At 64.4% G+C, this 18,095-nt stretch carries 16 protein-coding genes; 12 read left to right on the forward strand and 4 right to left on the reverse strand.

Going from position 1 to position 18,095, the window contains the following annotated elements; translation table 11 throughout:
• Positions 1-155: 155 nt before the first annotated feature.
• Positions 156-1,199: an MBL fold metallo-hydrolase gene (locus tag O3298_RS21910; protein WP_305056542.1), complete on the forward strand. Its 1,044-nt coding sequence runs from the start codon at positions 156-158 to the stop codon at positions 1,197-1,199.
• Positions 1,200-1,206: 7 nt separating this feature from the next.
• On the opposite strand, the gene O3298_RS21915 is transcribed toward O3298_RS21910, so the two are convergent.
• Positions 1,207-1,539: a hypothetical protein gene (locus tag O3298_RS21915; protein WP_143451403.1), complete on the reverse strand. Its 333-nt coding sequence runs from the start codon at positions 1,537-1,539 to the stop codon at positions 1,207-1,209.
• 452 nt (positions 1,540-1,991) lie between these two features.
• Between O3298_RS21915 and O3298_RS21920 the strand changes: the two genes are divergently transcribed.
• A complete protein-coding gene (locus O3298_RS21920; protein WP_077398629.1) occupies positions 1,992-3,002 on the forward strand; it encodes a substrate-binding domain-containing protein in 1,011 nt (336 codons plus the stop codon).
• Between the two features lie 54 nt (positions 3,003-3,056).
• Here O3298_RS21920 and O3298_RS21925 read toward each other — a convergent pair whose 3' ends face one another.
• Complete coding sequence (locus O3298_RS21925) at positions 3,057-6,653, reverse strand: indolepyruvate ferredoxin oxidoreductase family protein (RefSeq protein ID WP_305060547.1); 3,597 nt, start codon at positions 6,651-6,653, stop codon at positions 3,057-3,059.
• 194 nt (positions 6,654-6,847) lie between these two features.
• Complete coding sequence (locus O3298_RS21930; protein ID WP_289905880.1) at positions 6,848-7,789, reverse strand: LysR substrate-binding domain-containing protein; 942 nt, start codon at positions 7,787-7,789, stop codon at positions 6,848-6,850.
• A 138-nt stretch (positions 7,790-7,927) separates the two neighbouring features.
• Between O3298_RS21930 and O3298_RS21935 the strand changes: the two genes are divergently transcribed.
• Positions 7,928-9,154 carry an HD-GYP domain-containing protein gene (locus O3298_RS21935; RefSeq protein ID WP_289912466.1) on the forward strand — a complete coding sequence of 409 codons (1,227 nt, stop codon included), beginning with the start codon at positions 7,928-7,930 and terminating at the stop codon, positions 9,152-9,154.
• On the opposite strand, the gene O3298_RS21940 is transcribed toward O3298_RS21935, so the two are convergent.
• Positions 9,151-10,197, reverse strand: coding sequence for a GGDEF domain-containing protein (locus O3298_RS21940; protein ID WP_099665830.1), 1,047 nt, complete (start codon positions 10,195-10,197; stop codon positions 9,151-9,153). The two genes, O3298_RS21935 and O3298_RS21940, sit on opposite strands and share 4 nt — an antisense overlap.
• 481 nt (positions 10,198-10,678) lie before the next feature.
• Here O3298_RS21940 and O3298_RS21945 point away from each other — a divergent pair, with 481 nt between their 5' ends.
• The 9 genes from O3298_RS21945 (at position 10,679) to O3298_RS21985 (ending at position 18,052) form a co-directional block, all read left to right on the forward strand.
• The gene (locus tag O3298_RS21945; RefSeq protein WP_034752975.1) at positions 10,679-10,861 is read left to right on the forward strand and encodes a Flp family type IVb pilin; all 183 of its coding nucleotides are present in this window, start codon (positions 10,679-10,681) and stop codon (positions 10,859-10,861) included.
• A gap of 54 nt (positions 10,862-10,915) precedes the next feature.
• On the forward strand, positions 10,916-11,449 hold the full coding sequence (locus O3298_RS21950) for a prepilin peptidase (RefSeq protein ID WP_289905877.1): 534 nt from the start codon (positions 10,916-10,918) through the stop codon (positions 11,447-11,449).
• A gap of 93 nt (positions 11,450-11,542) precedes the next feature.
• Positions 11,543-12,916, forward strand: a complete 1,374-nt coding sequence (locus O3298_RS21955) for an ATP-binding protein (RefSeq protein ID WP_305060548.1) — start codon at positions 11,543-11,545, stop codon at positions 12,914-12,916.
• Positions 12,913-13,770, forward strand: coding sequence for a Flp pilus assembly protein CpaB (gene cpaB / locus O3298_RS21960; protein ID WP_305060549.1), 858 nt, complete (start codon positions 12,913-12,915; stop codon positions 13,768-13,770). Before O3298_RS21955 ends, cpaB begins: the two co-directional genes overlap by 4 nt.
• Before the next feature lie 38 nt (positions 13,771-13,808).
• Entirely contained in the window at positions 13,809-15,239 is a 1,431-nt protein-coding gene (locus tag O3298_RS21965) for a type II and III secretion system protein family protein (protein WP_305060550.1), read from the forward strand.
• A gap of 16 nt (positions 15,240-15,255) precedes the next feature.
• Positions 15,256-15,558: a hypothetical protein gene (locus O3298_RS21970; protein WP_305060551.1), complete on the forward strand. Its 303-nt coding sequence runs from the start codon at positions 15,256-15,258 to the stop codon at positions 15,556-15,558.
• Complete coding sequence (locus tag O3298_RS21975) at positions 15,548-16,975, forward strand: pilus assembly protein TadG-related protein (protein WP_305060552.1); 1,428 nt, start codon at positions 15,548-15,550, stop codon at positions 16,973-16,975. The genes O3298_RS21970 and O3298_RS21975 overlap by 11 nt, the downstream gene beginning before the upstream one ends.
• Complete coding sequence (locus O3298_RS21980) at positions 16,972-17,454, forward strand: TadE/TadG family type IV pilus assembly protein (RefSeq protein WP_289905871.1); 483 nt, start codon at positions 16,972-16,974, stop codon at positions 17,452-17,454. Before O3298_RS21975 ends, O3298_RS21980 begins: the two co-directional genes overlap by 4 nt.
• A complete protein-coding gene (locus O3298_RS21985) occupies positions 17,444-18,052 on the forward strand; it encodes a TadE/TadG family type IV pilus assembly protein (protein ID WP_289912459.1) in 609 nt (202 codons plus the stop codon). The genes O3298_RS21980 and O3298_RS21985 overlap by 11 nt, the downstream gene beginning before the upstream one ends.
• Positions 18,053-18,095 lie beyond the last annotated feature (43 nt).

Consider the following 18,095-nt stretch of genomic DNA (forward strand, 5'->3'; position numbering starts at 1 on the left):
TTTGAAAACAATATTTTACACCTCTTGGTTTACTTTGCCAGAAATAGGAACTACACTGTGTAGTGTAATTTAACCCTTGTTAATTCTTTGCCGGGCCGCATATGCACTTGCACCGAGTCGCACGTCGTCTCTTATCCTTGGGAGTCCTGATCATCATGAGTTCTTGCACCTTGCGCGCCGCGCCTGCCGCGCCCATAGAATCGCCACAACGCCTCGACGGCAAGTTCCGCAACCCCGTGCAAATGCACAAGCTGGGCACGGCCGCAACGCTCAAGCTGATGTGGACGTTTTTCTTCGATAAGCCCGACAGCACCGTGCCGGCCGCAGCCGTACCCGTGCAAGCCTTGAGCCGGGCGCAACTGCTGGCCGCGCCCGACAACAGCCTGTTTCGCCTCGGCCACTCGACCCTGCTGCTGAAACTGAACAATGAATTCTTCCTCACCGACCCCGTGTTTTCCGAGCGCGCTTCGCCGGTGCAGTGGGCTGGGCCGAAGCGTTTCCATCAGCCGCCCATCAGCATCGCCGACTTGCCGCCGATCAAGGCCGTCATCCTGTCGCACGACCATTACGACCACCTCGACCACGCTGCCGTGCTGCAACTGGCCGCCAAGACGGAACACTTTGTGACGCCGCTGGGCGTGGGCGATACCCTGGTTGCATGGGGCGTGCCGAAGGACAAGGTGCGGCAATTCGACTGGTGGCAAGGCACGACGATTGCCGGTGTGAAACTCGTCGCCACGCCGTCGCAGCATTTCTCGGGACGCGGCTTGTTTGACGGCAATCAAACCCTGTGGGCCTCGTGGGTCATCGACGCGCCCGAGGTGCGCGTGTTTTTCAGCGGCGACTCCGGCTATTTCGACGGTTTCAAGCAGATCGGCGACAAGTACGGCCCGTTCGACGTGACCATGATCGAGACGGGCGCCTACGACAAGCTGTGGCCGGACGTGCACATGCAGCCGGAACAGACCTTGCAAGCCCACCTGGACTTGCGCGGCAAATGGCTGATGCCCGTGCATAACGGCACCTTCGACCTGGGGCTGCACGCCTGGCATGAACCGTTCGACCGCATCGCGGGGCTGGCGGCCAAGCAGGGCGTGAACCTGGCCACGCCGCAGATGGGCGAGGCGGTCGACCTGGCGCAGCCGAAGAAGGGGGAGAAGTGGTGGCTGGCGATGCTGGAAGAGGAAATGGCGAAGTAGGCTCGCCCTACGCCGTCACGTCGATCAGGCGTCCCACCGTCTGGCCATAGCCGTTCAGCTGGGGCGTGCTTTTCGGCGCGGCGGGGATGGCTTGTTGCGGCACGGCCACCTTGATCGCCTGGTCCAGCTGCGGCGCCTTGACGGCGGCCGGGGCATCGGCCTGGGCTTGCTGGCTGCTGCGCTGGGTCTGGCTCAGCGATTCCTGTTCCCGCGCCAGCAGCTGGCGGCTTTGCGCCAGCTGTTCGCTGTCGCGCTGTACCTGGTTCTGGCCTTGCTCGACCCGGCGTTGCGCCGTGGCCAGCGAGGCTTGCAAGTTGTTGACGGAGCTTAGCGTGACCACATTGTTCACCTTTGAGAGTATGTCCAGGCGTGCAGGGATGGGGCAAGCCCGGACCGATGTGCTGTGCCAGGCATCATTGTCCGAACATGCCAGGCGGTAATCTTTACCTGAATCAAGAGTAGGACAAATTCTCGCACAGTTCCAGTGAATTATGTTTTCTTGATAATGCTATCGTGCGCGCTGTGTGTTGCCGCAGCGGCATGCCGGCGCTGGCGAGACACTTGTCAAAGTGAGTACCCGCTGTCGCCTGTGGCCCTTGTTTGTCTGCCATCACGGATGCCGTGCCGGGAAGAAGAAAAAATGGTCGCATTTAAAACGTTGCTTTTTAAATAGTCAATGTGTTGTTGTTTTTCTACCGTGTCTGCGCACGCGAATGCGCGGTCTGTTTGGCGCTCTGGGCTATAATTGACGGTCAGAGTTGGTTTCTTTTGCCATACAGACAGGTAGTTAACATGAATCTCAAGAGCCTCGCAATTGCCCTCGGCATGTCGAAAACGACAGTCAGCAGGGCGTTGAACGGCTATCCGGAAGTCAATTCCCGCACCCGTGAAATCGTCCTGGCCGCCGCCAAGAAAGTCGGCTACCGGCCCAACCCGCTGGCGCGCAGCCTGGCCGTCGGCCGCACCAATGTGCTGGGCATGATCTATCCGCTGCTGCCCAGCGACCTGGGCGACAGCGTCTTTCTTTCCGTGGTGAATGGCATGTCGGATGCCGTCGAAGCGTCGAAGATGAGCTTGATCATCGCCCCCGTGTCGCCGCAGAATGAACAGCCCTCGTATGAAACCATGGTGCGCGGGCGCCAGGTCGATGGCCTCGTGGTGGGCCGCACCAAGGTGGTCGACGAGCGCATCGCATATTTGACGAAAGTGGGCTTTCCCTTTGTCGCGAATGGCCGCACGCGCATCGACGCACCGTATGCGTATTTCGATTACGACAACGACACGGGCATCGACCTGGCCGTGTCGTTCCTGGCCGCGCACGGCCACCAGCGCATCGCCCTGCTGAGCGCGCCGCTGGAGCTGCATTTTGCTTATGAGCGCAAGGAAAGCTTTATCCGCTGCATGGCGCAAGCGGGCTTGCCGGTCGATCCCCACTATTTGCTCGACAATACTTTCGACCGCCGCAGCGGTTACCAGGCCATGCAGCAATTGCTGGCTTGCTCGCCCCGTCCCACGGCCGTCATCGTCGACAATCACTTGTCCGGCGTGGGCGTGGTGCGCGCGCTGATGGATGCGGGCATCGAGATCGGCAAGGAAATCTCCGTCATCGTCTGGGGCAATGTGGAAGACACCTTGATCGGCATCAACGTCACCACCATCGACCAGCCCGATCTGCGCCGCGCCGGCGCGAAGATGGTGGAAATGCTGCAATCCCTGCTGGCCGGCACGCCGCCGGAACGGCTGCAGGAAATCTGGCAACCGGTGCTGTTGCCGGGGGCGACGGTGGGGCGCTGCCCTGAATGAAAAAAAACGCAGAGCCTCGGCTCTGCGTTTTCATTTCAAGCCCCGCTGGCCGGCTTACGCCGCGTGCTTGCTGCCGTCCGCCAGCTTGGCCAGCAATCTCGCCTTGTCCTGGCGATACGTGGCGACGGCCGCTTCCTTGACGTGGCCGAAGCCGCGGATTTTTTCGGGCAGGGTCGCCAGTTCCACGCAAGTGGCCAGGTTGTCCGCCGTCAAGTTGGCCAGCATGCCGGCCAGCAATTCGCGGTATTCGACGATCAGCGCGCGTTCCATCTTGCGCTCGGCCGTATAACCGAAGACGTCGAAGGTGCCGCCTCTGAGCCCCTTGGCTTTCGCCAGCAGCTTGAAGGCGCGCCACATCCATGAACCGAACTCCGCTTTCACGAGGTGGCCTTTCGCATCCTTTTTCGCAAACAGCGGCGGCGCCAGGTTGAATTTCACGGAGAAATTGCCTTCGAATTGCTGTTGCAATTGCTCCACGAAACGGCCATCCGTGTACAAACGCGCCACTTCATATTCATCCTTGTAGGCCAGCAACTTGAAATAGCTCTTGGCGACAGCCGTCGACAGCTTCTGGCCCAGTCCCAGGGTGTTTTCGCGGTCACGCACCTGTTTGACCAGGGTCAAATAACCGTCCGCATACGGGGCATTCTGGTAAGCCGTGAGGAACTCCACGCGTTTTTTGATGACGCTATCGAGGCTTTGCGGCATTTGCACGATGATCGCTTGTGACGGCGTGGCGATCTGCGTGACACGGCGTACGTCGACGGCGGCGCGGCGGCCCCACAGGAAGCTTTTCTTGTTCGACTCGATGCCCACGCCATTGAGTTCGATGGCGCGCAGCAAGGCCGCTTCCGTCAGCGGGATGCGGCCTTTTTGCCACGCGTAGCCGAGCATGAACAGGTTGGCGGCGATCGAATCGCCCATCAGCGCCGTGGCCAGTTTCGTCGCGTCGATGAAGTCGGCCGCGTCCGCGCCGCCCACGGATTCCTCGATCAGCTGGCGCACTTCCGCCGTCGGATATTGCCAGTCGGCATTCTGCGCAAACGTGCCCGGCGGCTGCTCGTGCAGGTTGACGACGGCCAGGCTGCGGCCAGGACGCATTTTCGACACGGCATCCTGTGCGCCGGCCGTCAGCATGTCGCAGCCCAGGATCAGGTCCGCTTCGCCCGTGGCGATGCGCTGGGCGCGGATGTGCGCGGGGGAGCGGGCGATTTTCACGTGCGAGGTGACGGAACCGTTCTTTTGCGACATGCCCGTCATGTCCAGCACGGAGGCGCCCTTGCCTTCCAGGTGGGCCGCCATGCCCATCAGCGCGCCCACGGTGATGACGCCCGTGCCGCCGATGCCGTTGATGAGGATATTGTACGGCGCGTCGCAGCCGGGCAGGACCGGTTCCGGCAGGGGGCCGAAGTGGTCCGTCTCGCCCGCTTTACTCGCGCCCGTCTTGGTTTTTTTCAGGTTGCCGCCTTCGACGGTGACGAAGCTGGGGCAGAAACCCTTGGCGCACGAGTAATCCTTGTTGCACGAGGATTGGTCGATGGTGCGCTTGCGGCCAAATTCCGTCTCTTTCGGCAAGATCGACACGCAGTTCGATTGCACGCCGCAGTCGCCGCAGCCTTCGCAGACGGCGTCGTTGATGACCATGCGCTTAGGCAAATCCGGATATTCGCCTTTCTTGCGGCGCCGGCGTTTCTCGGCCGCGCAAGTCTGGTCGTAGATCAGCACGGACACGCCTTGCACCTCGCGCAACTCGCGCTGCACGGCATCAATGTCCTTGCGGTCGTGCAAGGTCAGGTGGGCGGGCAGGTTGCTGCGGTCGCTGTAGCGGCTCAAGTCTTCCGTCACCAGGGCGATGCGGGCGATGCCTTCGGCGGCCACTTGCTGCGCCATCATCGGTACGGTAATCAAGCCGTCCACGGGCTGGCCGCCCGTCATGGCGACGGCGTCGTTGTAGAGAATCTTGTAGGTGATGTTCACCTTGGCCGCCTGCGCGGCGCGGATGGCCAGGTAGCCGGAGTGGAAATACGTGCCGTCGCCCAGGTTCTGGAACACGTGCGGCAATTCGGAAAACGCCGCTTGCCCGATCCACGGCGCGCCTTCGCCGCCCATGTGCGTGGTCAGCTTGTTCATTTCCGGGTAGATCGACGTGGCCATCACGTGGCAGCCGATGCCGGCCAGCGCCAGGCTGCCGTCCGGCACCTTGGTCGACGTGTTATGCGGGCAGCCGGAGCAGTAGAAGGCGGGACGGAACGGCGTGTTCACGGCCTTTTTCAAGACCGCGTCCTTGGCGTCGAGGAAACTCAGTCGAGCCTTGATCAGGTCGCAGGTGACGGGGTCGGAAATCAGGCGCGCGATGCGGCTGGCGATGACTCTTGCCACTTGCGAGACGGAAAAGTCGGCCTTGGACGTCAGCAGCCATTCGCCGCGCGGCGCCACCCATTCGCCCTTTTCGTCGAACTTGCCGATGACGCGTGGGCGCACGTCGTCGCGCCAGTTGTAGAGTTGCTCTTTCAACTGGTATTCGACGATTTGTCGCTTCTCTTCTACCACGAGAATTTCATCGAGACCTTGCGCAAACTCACGCACGCTGTCCGGCTCCAGCGGCCACGGCATGGCCACCTTGAACAATCGCATGCCGACGTCGGCCGCCATTTGCTCATCGATGCCCAGCTCTTCCAGCGCTTCGAGCACGTCCAGGTAGGACTTGCCGGAGGCAATGATGCCCAGCTTGGCGTTCGGGCTGTCGATGGTAGTGTGGTTGAGCTTGTTTTCGCGCGCGTAGGCGAGGGCCGCATAGATCTTGTAGTCCTGCATCAGCGCTTCCTGGTTGCGCGCCTGCTGGCCCAGCGGGATGCTCGACAGGCGCGCATTCAGGCCGCCCTCTGGCATGACGAAGTCCTGCGGAATCTTGACTTCCACGCGGAACGGGTCGGCGTCGATGGAGGCCGACGATTCGACCGTGTCGGCCAGCGCCTTGAAGGCCACCGTGCAGCCGGAAAAACGCGACATGGCCCAGCCGTGGATGCCCAGGTCCAGGTATTCCTGTACGTTGCACGGATACAGGACGGGGATCATCGAGGCGGAGAACAGGTGGTCGGACTGGTGCGGCAGGGTCGAGGAATACGCGCCATGGTCGTCGCCGGCCACCAGCAGTACGCCGCCCAGTTTTGACGTTCCCGCATGGTTCATGTGCTTGAAGACATCGCCGCAGCGGTCCACGCCCGGACCCTTGCCGTACCACATGGCGAATACGCCGTCGTACTTGGCCGGGCCGATCAGGTCGACTTGCTGCGACCCCCAGACGGCCGTGGCGGCCAAGTCTTCGTTGACGCCGGGCACGAACTGCACGTGGTGCGCTTCCAGCTGTTTCTTGGCTTTCCACAGGTTTTCATCGAGGCCGCCCAGGGGCGAGCCCCGGTAGCCGGAGATGAAGCCGGCCGTGTTGAGGCCAGCGGCCTGGTCGCGCAAGCGCTGCATCATGGGCAGGCGCACGAGGGCCTGGATGCCGGACAGGAAGATGGCGCCGGAAGTGGCCGTGTATTTGTCGTCGAGGCTGACGGTGGTCAAACGGGAAGTGTCGGGGGGCGTAGATGGCGCGGCACCGGCGTTTCTAGCGAACGCTGCGGAGCCGTTTTCCGTGGTCACGGACATGGCTGTCTCCAAAAGGGTGTTTCAGATATCGGCTGTACAAGGGACGCGCCCGGTAAGGCGCGCACTGTGCAGACGGGATGGCCGCGTGTGGGCGGCACATAACTATTTTAAATTTAAAATAGTTAATGTGGTCAGTGTAGAACGAGTCAGGAAAGGGGGCAAATACGCTTTGCCGATGGGGGTATAAGAAATACTTATGCCATGGGCGCGAGCACATGCGCCCCCACCCAGCGCCCGCTGCCGCACAGTTCGGCGGCCACTTGCAGCACGAGGTTTTTCACGGCGTTGCCCGCATTGGTGAGGGGAATGTTTTTCGAGGCGCACAGGGCCACCGTGCGCGACAGGACGGGGCTGTGGATGGCGTAGCTGCGCATGGCGCCGCTGTCGAGCTCGGCCAGCAGGGGGGCGGCCGGCAGGATGGTGGCGCCCATGCCGGCCAGGATGGCCGATTTCAGGATGGCGATCGAGTTGATCTCGATCACGTTCGCCGTTTCCAGGCCCAGCTCGCGCGCGCGGCTGTCGATGCGCGGGCGCACGCCATGCTGCAGGCCCGGCAGGATCAGGGTGGCGCTCAAGGCTTGCTGGAACGACACGGCATGGCCGGCGGGCGCGAATGGCGAATCGTTGCGGCAAATAAAACGCATCTCCTCTTCCACCAGCGGGCTGCAGGCAAAGGGCGTCAGCTGGCCGTCGTCGAACAGCACGGCCAGGTTGATGCGGCCCGATTTGAGCTGTTCATTGAGGTTGCCCGTGATTTCTTCCGTCAGTTGCAGGGTGATTTCGGGATAGCGTTCGCGCGCGGCCAGCAGCAGGGGCAGGGCCAGGGCGCCGGAGATGCTGTGCGGCAAGCCCAGGGTGACATTGCCGGACGGCCGCGTGGCGCTTTGCGTGACGGCCGAGCGGGCATCGGCCACCTGTTTCAGGATCGCTTGCGCATGTTCGTAAAACACCTTGCCCGCATCCGTGCTGAGCACGCCCTGCGCCGAGCGGTGCAGCAGCTGCACGCCCAGTTCCTCTTCCAGCTGGCGCAGCTGCTGCGTCAGGGCCGGCTGCGCCACGTGCAGGATCAGGGCTGCGCGCGACAGCGAGCCGTGGTCGACGATGGCAACAAAGTAGCGTAATTGGCGCAGTTCCATGGGTCCCAGAAGCGGTGCGTTGAGCGGAAAAAACCGGGTGTTGCGCCACGGCGCCGAACGCGGCCAGCAGAATAACAATTTTGTTATACTCATTCTAGCGCCTTCGGTGCTCCAGCCGTGTATTTGTGGGATGACAGCATGCTCAAGAAAGTTGATTCGTCTCAATTAAAAGTGGGCATGTACATCCATGACCTCAGTTGCGACTGGATGACGCATCCATTCGTGCGCAACCGTTTCCTGTTGCGCAGCGACGATGAAATCCGCAAGATCATGCAGGCCGGCATCCACGATGTGGTGATCGACAGCGGCAAGGGCCTCGACGTGCAGGACGCGCCCACCGTGGCGCAGGCGCGCGCCGAGACGGAGCGCGAACTGGTGCAGATCGCCGCGCCGCTGCAAGTGGTCACGCGCGTGTCGCTGGGCATGGAACTGGCGCGCGCCACGCAGGTGCGGCGGCAGGCGACCAGCCTGGTGCGCACGGTGATGGCCGATGTGCGCCTGGGCAAGGCCGTCGAGCTCGACCGCGTGCAGCACACGGTGCAAGACATCACCGAATCGATCCTGCGCAATCCCGGCGCCCTCGTCGGCTTGTTGCGCATCAAGACCAAGGATGATTACACCTTTTTGCATTCCGTCAGCGTGTGCGCGCTGCTGGTGGCGTTTTGCCGCTCGCGCGGCATCGATGCCACGACCACGCACCAGGCGGGCCTTGGAGGCTTGCTGCACGACACGGGCAAGGCCCTGGTGCCCGACAGCGTGCTGAACAAGCCCGGTCCGTTGACGCCGGAAGAATTTGCCCTGATCAAGCGCCATCCGCGCGACGGCTACGACATCCTGCGCCAGTCTCCCGAGGTGGGCGCGATACCGCTCGATATCGCCCTGCACCACCACGAACGGCGCGACGGCAGCGGCTATCCGGACCAGCTGGCCGGCGACGCCATCAGCGAACTGGCGCAGATGGCCGCCATCGTCGACGTGTATGACGCGCTGACGTCGGACCGCAGCTATCACAAGGGCATTCCCGCGGCCGAAGCCTTGCGCAAGATCTACGAGTGGAGCAAATTCCACTTCAATCCCGTGTTCGCGCAGGATTTCATGCGTTGCGTGGGTATCTATCCGGTAGGCACCATGGTGATGCTGGAATCGGGCCGCCTGGCCGTCGTCATCGAGGCGCACGAAAGCAATCTGCTGGCGCCGAAGGTGAATGTGTTTTTCAGTACGAAGAGCAAGACCTACATCAAGCCGGAAACGGTCGACCTGTCGCGCGGCTTCGGCTTCGGCGGCGCCGACAAGATCGTCGGCCATGAGTCGGCCGCCAAATGGCAGGTCGATCCTATGCGCTTTTTATCGCTGGCGGATGCCTAGAAAAATTCCGCCGTATCGTTCGAGGTAATGGTAGTTAACAGGCCCTTGGCGACCAGTTCGTCATAGTGGCACGCCAGGTTGCGGCCATGGCTCTTCGCGTAATACAAGGCCTGGTCGGCGCGGCCGAGGATGATCACGGGCGCCTCGTAGGCGTTGATGCTGACGAAACCCACGCTGACGGTCACCCTGCCCACTTGCGGGAAGTCGTGCGCTTCGACATTGGTGCGGAAGCGGTCGATGATTTTCTGCGCATTTTCCAGCGTGATCGAGCGCAGCAGCACGACGAATTCCTCGCCGCCGAAGCGGAAGATGCGGTCTTGCGAGCGGAACGACGATTGCAGCTGGTTGGCGATCAGGATCAGTACTTCATCGCCATACAGGTGGCCAAATTTATCGTTGACCAGTTTGAAATGATCGACGTCGATCACGGCCAGCCATTGCCGTTCCGTGTCCGTATGGTGGCGCCGTTCTTCATCCACGGGACGCGGCTTTTCCGCTTCCGGTTCGCCGCGGCTTTGCAGGATTTTTGCCAGCTGGTCGTCGAAGGTCTTGCGATTCAACAAGCCGGTGAGCGAATCGCGTTCGCTGTAGTCGAGCAGGTTCTGGAAATTGCGGTACACGCTGACGATGCCGCCGATCACCTGGATGGTGGCGCCCGTGTAGGGCGTGGGATTGGTGATTTCCAGGCAGGTGGTGACCTGGTCGCCGATCCAGATGGGCAGCCACAGCAGGTGGCGGCCGTCGGCGCACAGGGTGTCGGCGCTCGCTTCATGGCGCTTGATGCAGGCGGCCAAGGCCGGGTAGTCCGACAGCGGTTCGCCCGGCAGGGTAGGATCGGTATGCTCTTCCATGCGGGCCACGCTGCCCGCCACGATGATGGCCCGCGACCGCACGAACACCTGGCCCCGCACGGTGGTCAGGGCCAGCACACGGGTCTGCGATGCGGCAGCGAGTTCCTGGACCGCCGAGATCACGGAGATGTCGAGCATCGTGTGGTCGCGGTGCCCGGTCATGTCCACCATGTGTTTCAGTAGGGAATCCATTGTCGATCTCTGGAAAGTAGTCACACAAGTGTCGTCATACCAGCATTGCATCAAGCAAGAGCATGTTCGCGTCCGTCTACAAGAAGCCAAGATTTATTTGGTGGCATGACGCTCTGTACCGCCGGGCGAGAGGCCTTTCCAAAGAAGAGCTAAGCAGGATAATGTCTTTTTGCCTAATAGGCAATTAACGTATGCAATATTTCATGTAAATACATGAGATTCATGCACTGCATTGCAAAAAACTTGCCCTGACGAAGGCTTTCAATCCAGATCGCAACATTTGTTTGCGTCAGCCGACATGTCGACAGGGTTTGATAATTTCCATATGGAAACTTGTGGCGCGTCAATTTGCCAAAACGTGGACGCTTTATAGTCAATGCAATGGCGCAGAAATTTACGGCAGGAAACATATTAGCAGGAATGGGCAATGTTTCACACCCGATTGCGCCAGGGACTTGTGATTCACTTTTGGGAGCTTGTCATGCATACCTTCCTGTCGGCAGTACAGCAGTTTGTCAAGGATGAGGATGGCATTACGGCAATCGAATACGGCTTGATTGCGGCCTTGATGGCTACCGCCATCACGGCCGGTTTCTTGCTGATCAAGACCAACTTGCTGGCCGTCCTCACCGACATTTCGTCGAACCTGGTGTTGACGCCCTAAGCGGGTGCCCGCCGCTGGCCGGCCAGCGGCGGGTTTTTTTTCGGGAGGTGTGCCATGCCTGCAACCGCCTTGTGCGATTTGCTGTTGTTGTGCTTCGTGACGGGGGCCGCCGTCAGTGATTTGATCCGCCGCAAGATACCGAATGGTGTGGTGTTGTCCGGCATCCTCGCCGCCCTGGCCCTGCATCTGTGGCTGTGGCCGCACAGCGTGCTGCCCGTGTGGCTGGGCGGCATGGCGACGGGCTTTTTCCTCTTTTTACCCTTATATGTGCTGCGCGGCATGGCCGCCGGCGACGTCAAGCTGATCGCCATGGCGGGTGCCTTTGCCGGCCCCTGGCCCGTGCTGCAGATCTGTTTCGCCACGTTCGTCCTGGGCGGCGTGATGGCCGTGCTGATGATCACCTGGCAGGGCAAGTGGCGCGCCTGCCTGGGCAATCTGCGCCAGCTGCTGTGGCCGATGATCGCGCGCATGGCCGGCATTCCCCTGGCACCAACTGCACTCGGCAGCCAGGCCAGCGTGGGCAACATGCCGTACGGCCTGGCCATTGCCCTGGGTTGCCTGGCGGTGCAGGGGCGTCATTATTTCTGATTGGTATTCATTGCTCTTGATCAATGGGCGCCAGTCTCCGCTCGCTAGAATGAATTCTGTTGTATGCCCTCTTAACCGGCTTGGAGACGCAGCATGACCGAGGTCGACTATTCCCTGAGCACCGAGAGTGCGCCGCGCCCTGCCGACGCGAACCTGATGCCGCCCCTGCCGCCGCAACCGAAGAGCTTGCGTGAAACGGGACTCGAGCGGCCGCTGGTGGTCGAGCTGATCGCCAAGCTGATGTTTGTGGGCGGCAAGACGCACCTGTCCGCGCTGACGACGCGCTTGCGCCTGTCGATCAATGTCTTGCGCGAAGTGCTCGACTTCATGGTGACGGAGCAGATGGCCGAAGTGGCCTGGCGCGGCGAATCCGATATCGACGTGCAGTACCAGCTGACGGGCGCCGGCAAGCAGCGCGCCAGCGCCTTCCTCGAGCGCTGCGCGTATATCGGCGCCGCTCCCGTCACCCTGGAAGCGTACCGCGCCATGGTGGCGCGCCAGTCGTGGCTGGCGCAGGAACAGCGCGTCGGCAGCGACGACCTGGCCGCCGTGCTGGGGGGCGCCCATGCGGGGCCGGGCATGCTCGACGTGGTCGGAGCGGCCCTGCATTCGGGACGCTCGCTGCTGCTGTACGGTCCGCCCGGCAGCGGCAAGTCGACCCTGGCGCTGCAGCTGGGACAATTGCTGCACGGGCTGGTCGCCGTGCCCTACGCCATCGTCGTCGGCCAGGACATCATCCAGTTGTACGATCCGGCCCAGCACCTGCCGCCCGCGCCGCAGCACGTCAGCCATGCGCGCCAGGCGCTGGAGCGGCGCAGCACGGACATCCGCTGGGTGCTGTGCCAGCGTCCCGTGATCCACGTGGGCGCCGAGCTCGACGCCGGCATGCTGGAGCTGCGCCATGATGCCAGCGGCGGCTGCTACCAGGCGCCGCCCCATGTGCGCGCCAACAATGGCATGCTGATCATCGACGACCTGGGTCGCCAGCGCCTGGGGGCGCAAGAACTGTTGACGCGGCTGATGCAGCCGCTGGCGCGCGGCAGCGATCAGCTGGGTCTGCCCGGCGGCGTGCAGATCAGCGTGCCGTTCGACAATGCCCTCGTGCTGGCCACGAACGTGCCGCCGGACGAGCTGTTTGACGCCGCCTTGCTGCGCCGCATCGGTTACAAGGTGCAGGTGGGGCCGCTGACCGAGAGCGCCTATCGCGCCCTGTTCCGCCAGCAATGCCGGCTGGCCGGCATTGCCATCGACGAGCAGGTCCTGAACCATCTGCTGCAGCTGCATGGCGCGCAGGGGCGGCCCTTGCTGGCCAGCTATCCGCAGGAATTGCTGGCGCGCATAGGCGACTTCGCTGGCTTTGCCGGCAGCGAGGCGCGCCTGACGGTGGCCGCCCTGGAACAGGCCTGGGGCAGCCTGTTCGCCAGCTGCGACATGCCGGCCGCCAGCCTGTGCGAGCGCATCGCATGAAGAACCGGCGCGCCCTCCTGATGATGGGCCTGGCGGTCGTGCTGGGCTTGCTGGCCGTGCTGCTGGCCTCGCACTGGCTGCTGCGCCAGACGCCGGCCGGCAAGGGCAAGATCGTCGTGGCCGCCAGCGATGTCAACCTGGGCCAGCGCCTGGCGCCCGAGATGCTGCGCCTGGCCGAATGGCCGGCGGAAAGCTTGCCGCAGGGCGCGCTGCAAGACCCGGCCACACTGGCGGGACGGGTGCTGAAAACCAGCGTGCTGCGCGGCGAGCCCCTGAGCGAGGCCAAGCTGGCGCCGGCCGGCACCCTGGGCGGCCTGTCGGCCCTGATCACGGAAGGGCGGCGCGCCATCACCGTGCGCGTCAACGATGTGATCGGCGTGGCCGGCTTCGCCTTGCCGGGCAACTATGTCGACATCATCGTGAGCACCCAGCAGGATGCCGGCGACCGCGCGTTTCCGCAAAGCCGCAACATTTCCAAGATCGTCCTCGAACGCATCCTCGTGCTGGCCGTGGCGCAGGAAGTGGGGCGCGACGAGACCAAGCCGCGCGTGGTCAATGCGGTGACCCTGGAAGTGACGCCGGAACAGGCGGAAAACCTGGATCTGGCGCGCAGCGTGGGCAGCCTGTCGCTGGTGCTGCGCAACCAGGTCGACCCGCAGCCGGGCGTGACGGCGGGCGCCACCAAGCTGACCCTGCTGGGCGGACCGCATGACGCCGAGCCGGCTCCTCCTGCCGCCGCGCCCGTGCTGGCCGCCGCGCCGCGTCCCGTGCGCGTGGCGAAGGCGCCGCCGGCGCCGCAGCGCCTGTGCAGCGGCGTCATCGACGGGACGCGCCAGTCGCGCGAATGTTTTTAGTCTTTTGGCCCTTGCCTTGCTCAACCATGGACACGCTCATGAACCGCGCCCTGCTGATACTGTTCTGCCTGCTGTCGCCGCTTGCCGGCGCGGCGGCCGATCCTGGCCCGCGCTGCGGCGGTGAAGCGGCCTCGCCCGGCCACTTGCAGCTGCAGGTGGGCAAGTCGAGCATGCTGCGCCTGCCCGAGGCGGTGCAGCAGCGAAGCGTCGGCAATCCGGCCGTGGTGCAAGCCATGCTGGTCGCGCCCGACACCTTGTACGTGGTCGGCGTCGACGTGGGCAGCACGAATATGATCATCCAGGGACGCAGCGGCGTGTGCAGCGTGGTGAACGTCAGCGTCAGCATGGACCCGGCTGGCCTGCAAACGACCCTGGCGGCGCTGATGCCGGAAGAAAAAGCCATCCGCGTCACGGCCGTGGCCGACACTCTTGTACTGTCGGGCACGGTGCAGGATGCGGGCGCCGTGCTGCGCGCCGTCGAGCTGGCGCACGCCTACGTGCGCCGCGCAACCGTACCGCTGGCGCTGCCCAAGCCGGCCGATGGCGCCGCCATGCCGCTCGCCGCCCCGGCGCCTGCTGGCGGCGCGGGTGGCGCGCACAGCCGCATCATCAACATGCTCGACGTCAGCGCGCCGCAGCAGGTGATGCTGGCCGTGCAGATTGCCGAAGTGTCGAAGTCCCTGCTGGAGCGGCTGGAAGTGGGCGCCACCCTGCGCCTCGCGTCCGGCAGCTGGGCCACCACCTTGCTGTCGAACTTCCTCAGCGGCACGGCGAATGGCTTGCTCGACGTGCGCAAGTCGAATGGCCGCCAGCAGCTGACCATCGAGGCGCAGAAACAGGATGGCCTGGTGCGCATCCTGGCCGAACCGACGGTGATGGCGATCAGCGGGCAAGAGGGCAGTTTTCTGGCCGGCGGCAAGATCTTCATTCCCGTCGGCCAGGACAACAACAAGATCACGCTGGAAGAGCGCGAATACGGCGTCGGCCTGCGCTTTACGCCCACCGTGCTGTCGGGCGGGCGCATCAATTTGAAGGTGGCGCCGGAAGTGTCGGAACTGTCGCGCGAGGGCGTGGGCATTTCCGCGGCCGGCGTCAGCGGGCGTTCGATCTTGCCCGTCATCACCACGCGGCGCGCCTCGACCACGGTGCAGCTGTACGACGGCCAGAGCTACGCCATCGGCGGCTTGATCAAGAATAACCAGGTGAGCAATATCACGGGCGTGCCCTGGCTCAGCGAAGTGCCTATCCTCGGTGCGCTGTTTCGCAGCACGGATTTCCAGCACGACCGCACGGAATTGCTGTTCGTCATTACCGCGCACCTGGTCAAGCCCTTGCCGGCCGATGCCGTGCTGCCGACGGCGCAGCTGGCGCCGCCTTCGCGCATGGACTTGATGTTGGGCGGCAAGATGGAGGGCACGCCGCCATCCGTGCCGCCGCCGCGCGCGGCCAACGGTTTCGAGTTGAAATGAGACGGGGAGATACGCCATGCCGAACTCGCTCTTGACGTCGCTGCGGCGCTGCGCCGCCCTGGCCCTGGCCGTGCAGCTGGCCGCCTGCGCGCACGGCAGCACGCCGCAGCTGGACCGGCGCTTCGGCGACGCCGTGCGCCTGTCCATGGCGCAGCAGGTGCGCGATCCGGCCGCTGCCGTCAATCGCACGCCGGCCGATGGTCTCGACGGACCCAGTGCGCACGCCGTCATGCAGCGCTACCGCGCCTCGTTTGCCGAACCGAATGCCCAGGCGCCGCAGCCGGTGCAATTCATGCTGGGAGGCGGCAGTGGCAAATAGACGCCAGCACCAGCGCGGGGCGATGCTGATCGCCTTTTCCATCCTGCTCATCGTGGTGCTGGGCTTTGTCGGCTTGGCGCTCGATGTGGGGCAAGTCATCGGCCGCAAGACGGAACTGCAGAACCTGGCCGACAATGCGGCGATGGCGGCGGCCGCGGAACTGGTGGGCACGCCCGAGGGCTTGCTCGTCGCCGTGGAAAAAGCCAAGGGCAGTGCGGCCGACCGCAGCGCATGGCGCCGCCGCATGCAGGGCGCCATCCTGTCTGACGCCAGCATCCGCTTCGCCAGCGCGCCCGACGCGCCTGCCAGCGGCTGGCATGCGGCTGGCGCCGTGCCCGACGCCGCCACGGCGCTGTTCGTGCGCGTCGATACGCAAGCCAGCACTCCCTCGCTGGGACGGGTGGCGACGGCGTTCCTCGGCGCCTGGTCGCCGGCGCTGCGCACCCTGGAGACGGGCGCGCGCGCCGTGGCGGGGCGCACCAGCTTGTATCTGACGCCGCTGGCCATCTGCGCGCTGTCGGCCAGCGCGGCCAGCCCGCGCACGAATGCGGCGCTGCTGCCGGCCGTCGAGTTGCTGGAATATGGCTTTCGCCGCGGCGTGGCGTATAACCTGTTAAAACTCAATCCGCATGGCCCCGCGGCCGAACACTTCGTGCTCAATCCGCTGGGCCAGCCGGGCGTGCTGGGGTCGTCGCAGCAGGTCGGCGAAGCGAGCGTGCTGCCGTTTGTCTGCAGCGGCACGGTGCTGTATCCGCGCATCGGCGGCGCCCAGGTGCATGTGCACCGGCCTTTTCCCGCCGCGCTGTGGACGGCCTTCAACGCGCGCTTCAACCAGCATGCGGGCAGCGGCTGCCATGCCGTCACGGCGCCGCCCGACACGAATATCCGCGCCTATCCGAATACGGCCGCGAGCTGGTGGATGATGAACACGCCCGACGCGCCGAGCGCCCTGAGCACGGGCAATCCGCTGCTGTCCGTGGCCGATCCGGAATCGAACGCGACGCCGCCCGCCGTCGGCAGCTATGGACCGCTGTGGTCGTTTTCCCGGGCGGCCAGGTACAGCAACCCGAAGCCGGCCGGCGGCTATCTGCCGTTTGCCACCAGCGACTGGCCCAGGCTGTATCCGGCCAGCCCGGCCGCGCCGGCCGCGAAGTCCGGCTACCCAGCCACGCCGCCCTACCAGACGCTGGGCTTCCAGACGGCGCCGGCCAGCAACACGGGCGTGGCGCAGCGCCGCCTGCTGCATATTCCCCTGCTGGCTTGCCCCGTGCCGGCCGGCAGCGACGTGCTGGCGCGGGTGCGCGGCATCGGCCGCTTCTTCATGACGGCGCCGGCCAGCAATGGCGTATTGAGCGCCGAATTTGCCGGACTGGTGGACGAGGGCGCGCTGGCCGGCCCCGCGGAGCTGCTGCAATGAGGCCGCTCCGCCGCGCTGCGCGCCGCCAGGGCGGCGTCGCCGCCATCGAGCTGGCGCTGATCCTGCTGTTTTTCATGGCGCTGCTGCCCTTCGTGCTGCTGTTCGGCCGTGCGCTGCTGGTGTACACGGCCCTGCAAAAAAGCGCGCACGATGCGGCGCGCTACATGGCGACCATGCCGCTGCCGCAGATGGGCAAGTTCGACGCGGCGAGCCAGGGCGCCGCGCTGGCCCGGGAGATGGTGGCCGAGGCGATGGCGGAAAGCTGGCCGGGCATCAATCCCGCATGGGTCAACGTGGAATGCGTGTATGCCGACGATTCCTACGCCTGCGGCAGCTACGCGACGGCGCCGCTGCAGGTGCGCATCAAGGTCACCGCCGACATGCCGGTCGATTTCCTGCCGGGGCTGACCCGTAAGTGGCTGCCGCAACTGGCGCCGATCCCGCTGCGGGCCAACGCGACGTTGCGCTATGTCCATTAACCCGCGCCTCCGCCGGCAGCGCCAGCGTGGCGTCTTCGCCGTCGAATTCGCCATGCTGGCGCTGCTGTTCTTCCTGTTCCTGTTCGCCATGCTGGAAATGGCGCGCGCCGTGTACATGTGGAACATGGTGCATGAAATTACCCGGCGCGCGGCGCGCGCGGCCGCCGTCACCGATTTCAGCAATGCCGGCGCCCTGCAAGCCGTGCGCACGCACGCCGTGCTGCGCGCCACGCCGGGCACGCTGCCGCTGGGCGGCGGCCTCGGCGACGCGCATGTGCGCATCGATTACTTGTCGGAGAGCGGTGGCGGCGCCGCGCTGGCGGCACTGCCGGTGACGGTGCTGCCGGGTTGCCCGCAGCGCAACCGCATCAATTGCCTGGACGATCCGCACGGCGCCAGCTGCATCCGCTTCGTGCGCGCGCGCCTGTGCCAGCCCGGCGTCGGCGCGCGCTGCGAGCGCGTGCCGTACCGGCCCATCCTGCCGCTGCTGGGGATGATGTTTCCCTCCGGCGCAGGCGCCATACGTTTGCCCAGCGGGACCACCATGGCGGTGGCCGAGTCGCTGGGCTATGCGGACAATCCCGGCTTTTGTCCATGAGCGCCAGTGCGTCGGCGCAGCCGAATGTAGTGCCTTGAATGAA

The organism is Janthinobacterium sp. SUN137 (assembly GCF_030587265.1).
Classification (GTDB): domain Bacteria; phylum Pseudomonadota; class Gammaproteobacteria; order Burkholderiales; family Burkholderiaceae_D; genus Janthinobacterium; species Janthinobacterium kumbetense.

Excerpts from the sequence above, each read along its gene's own strand:
- O3298_RS21910 (WP_305056542.1), top strand. The coding sequence starts at position 156 with ATGAGTTCTTGCACCTTGCGCGCCGCGCCTGCCGCGCCCATAGAATCG.
- O3298_RS21920 (WP_077398629.1), top strand. The coding sequence starts at position 1,992 with ATGAATCTCAAGAGCCTCGCAATTGCCCTCGGCATGTCGAAAACGACA.
- O3298_RS21925 (WP_305060547.1), bottom strand. The coding sequence starts at position 6,653 with ATGTCCGTGACCACGGAAAACGGCTCCGCAGCGTTCGCTAGAAACGCC.
- O3298_RS21930 (WP_289905880.1), bottom strand. The coding sequence starts at position 7,789 with ATGGAACTGCGCCAATTACGCTACTTTGTTGCCATCGTCGACCACGGC.
- O3298_RS21935 (WP_289912466.1), top strand. The coding sequence starts at position 7,928 with ATGCTCAAGAAAGTTGATTCGTCTCAATTAAAAGTGGGCATGTACATC.
- O3298_RS21940 (WP_099665830.1), bottom strand. The coding sequence starts at position 10,197 with ATGGATTCCCTACTGAAACACATGGTGGACATGACCGGGCACCGCGAC.
- O3298_RS21945 (WP_034752975.1), top strand. The coding sequence starts at position 10,679 with ATGCATACCTTCCTGTCGGCAGTACAGCAGTTTGTCAAGGATGAGGAT.
- O3298_RS21950 (WP_289905877.1), top strand. The coding sequence starts at position 10,916 with ATGCCTGCAACCGCCTTGTGCGATTTGCTGTTGTTGTGCTTCGTGACG.
- O3298_RS21955 (WP_305060548.1), top strand. The coding sequence starts at position 11,543 with ATGACCGAGGTCGACTATTCCCTGAGCACCGAGAGTGCGCCGCGCCCT.
- cpaB (WP_305060549.1), top strand. The coding sequence starts at position 12,913 with ATGAAGAACCGGCGCGCCCTCCTGATGATGGGCCTGGCGGTCGTGCTG.
- O3298_RS21965 (WP_305060550.1), top strand. The coding sequence starts at position 13,809 with ATGAACCGCGCCCTGCTGATACTGTTCTGCCTGCTGTCGCCGCTTGCC.
- O3298_RS21970 (WP_305060551.1), top strand. The coding sequence starts at position 15,256 with ATGCCGAACTCGCTCTTGACGTCGCTGCGGCGCTGCGCCGCCCTGGCC.
- O3298_RS21980 (WP_289905871.1), top strand. The coding sequence starts at position 16,972 with ATGAGGCCGCTCCGCCGCGCTGCGCGCCGCCAGGGCGGCGTCGCCGCC.
- O3298_RS21985 (WP_289912459.1), top strand. The coding sequence starts at position 17,444 with ATGTCCATTAACCCGCGCCTCCGCCGGCAGCGCCAGCGTGGCGTCTTC.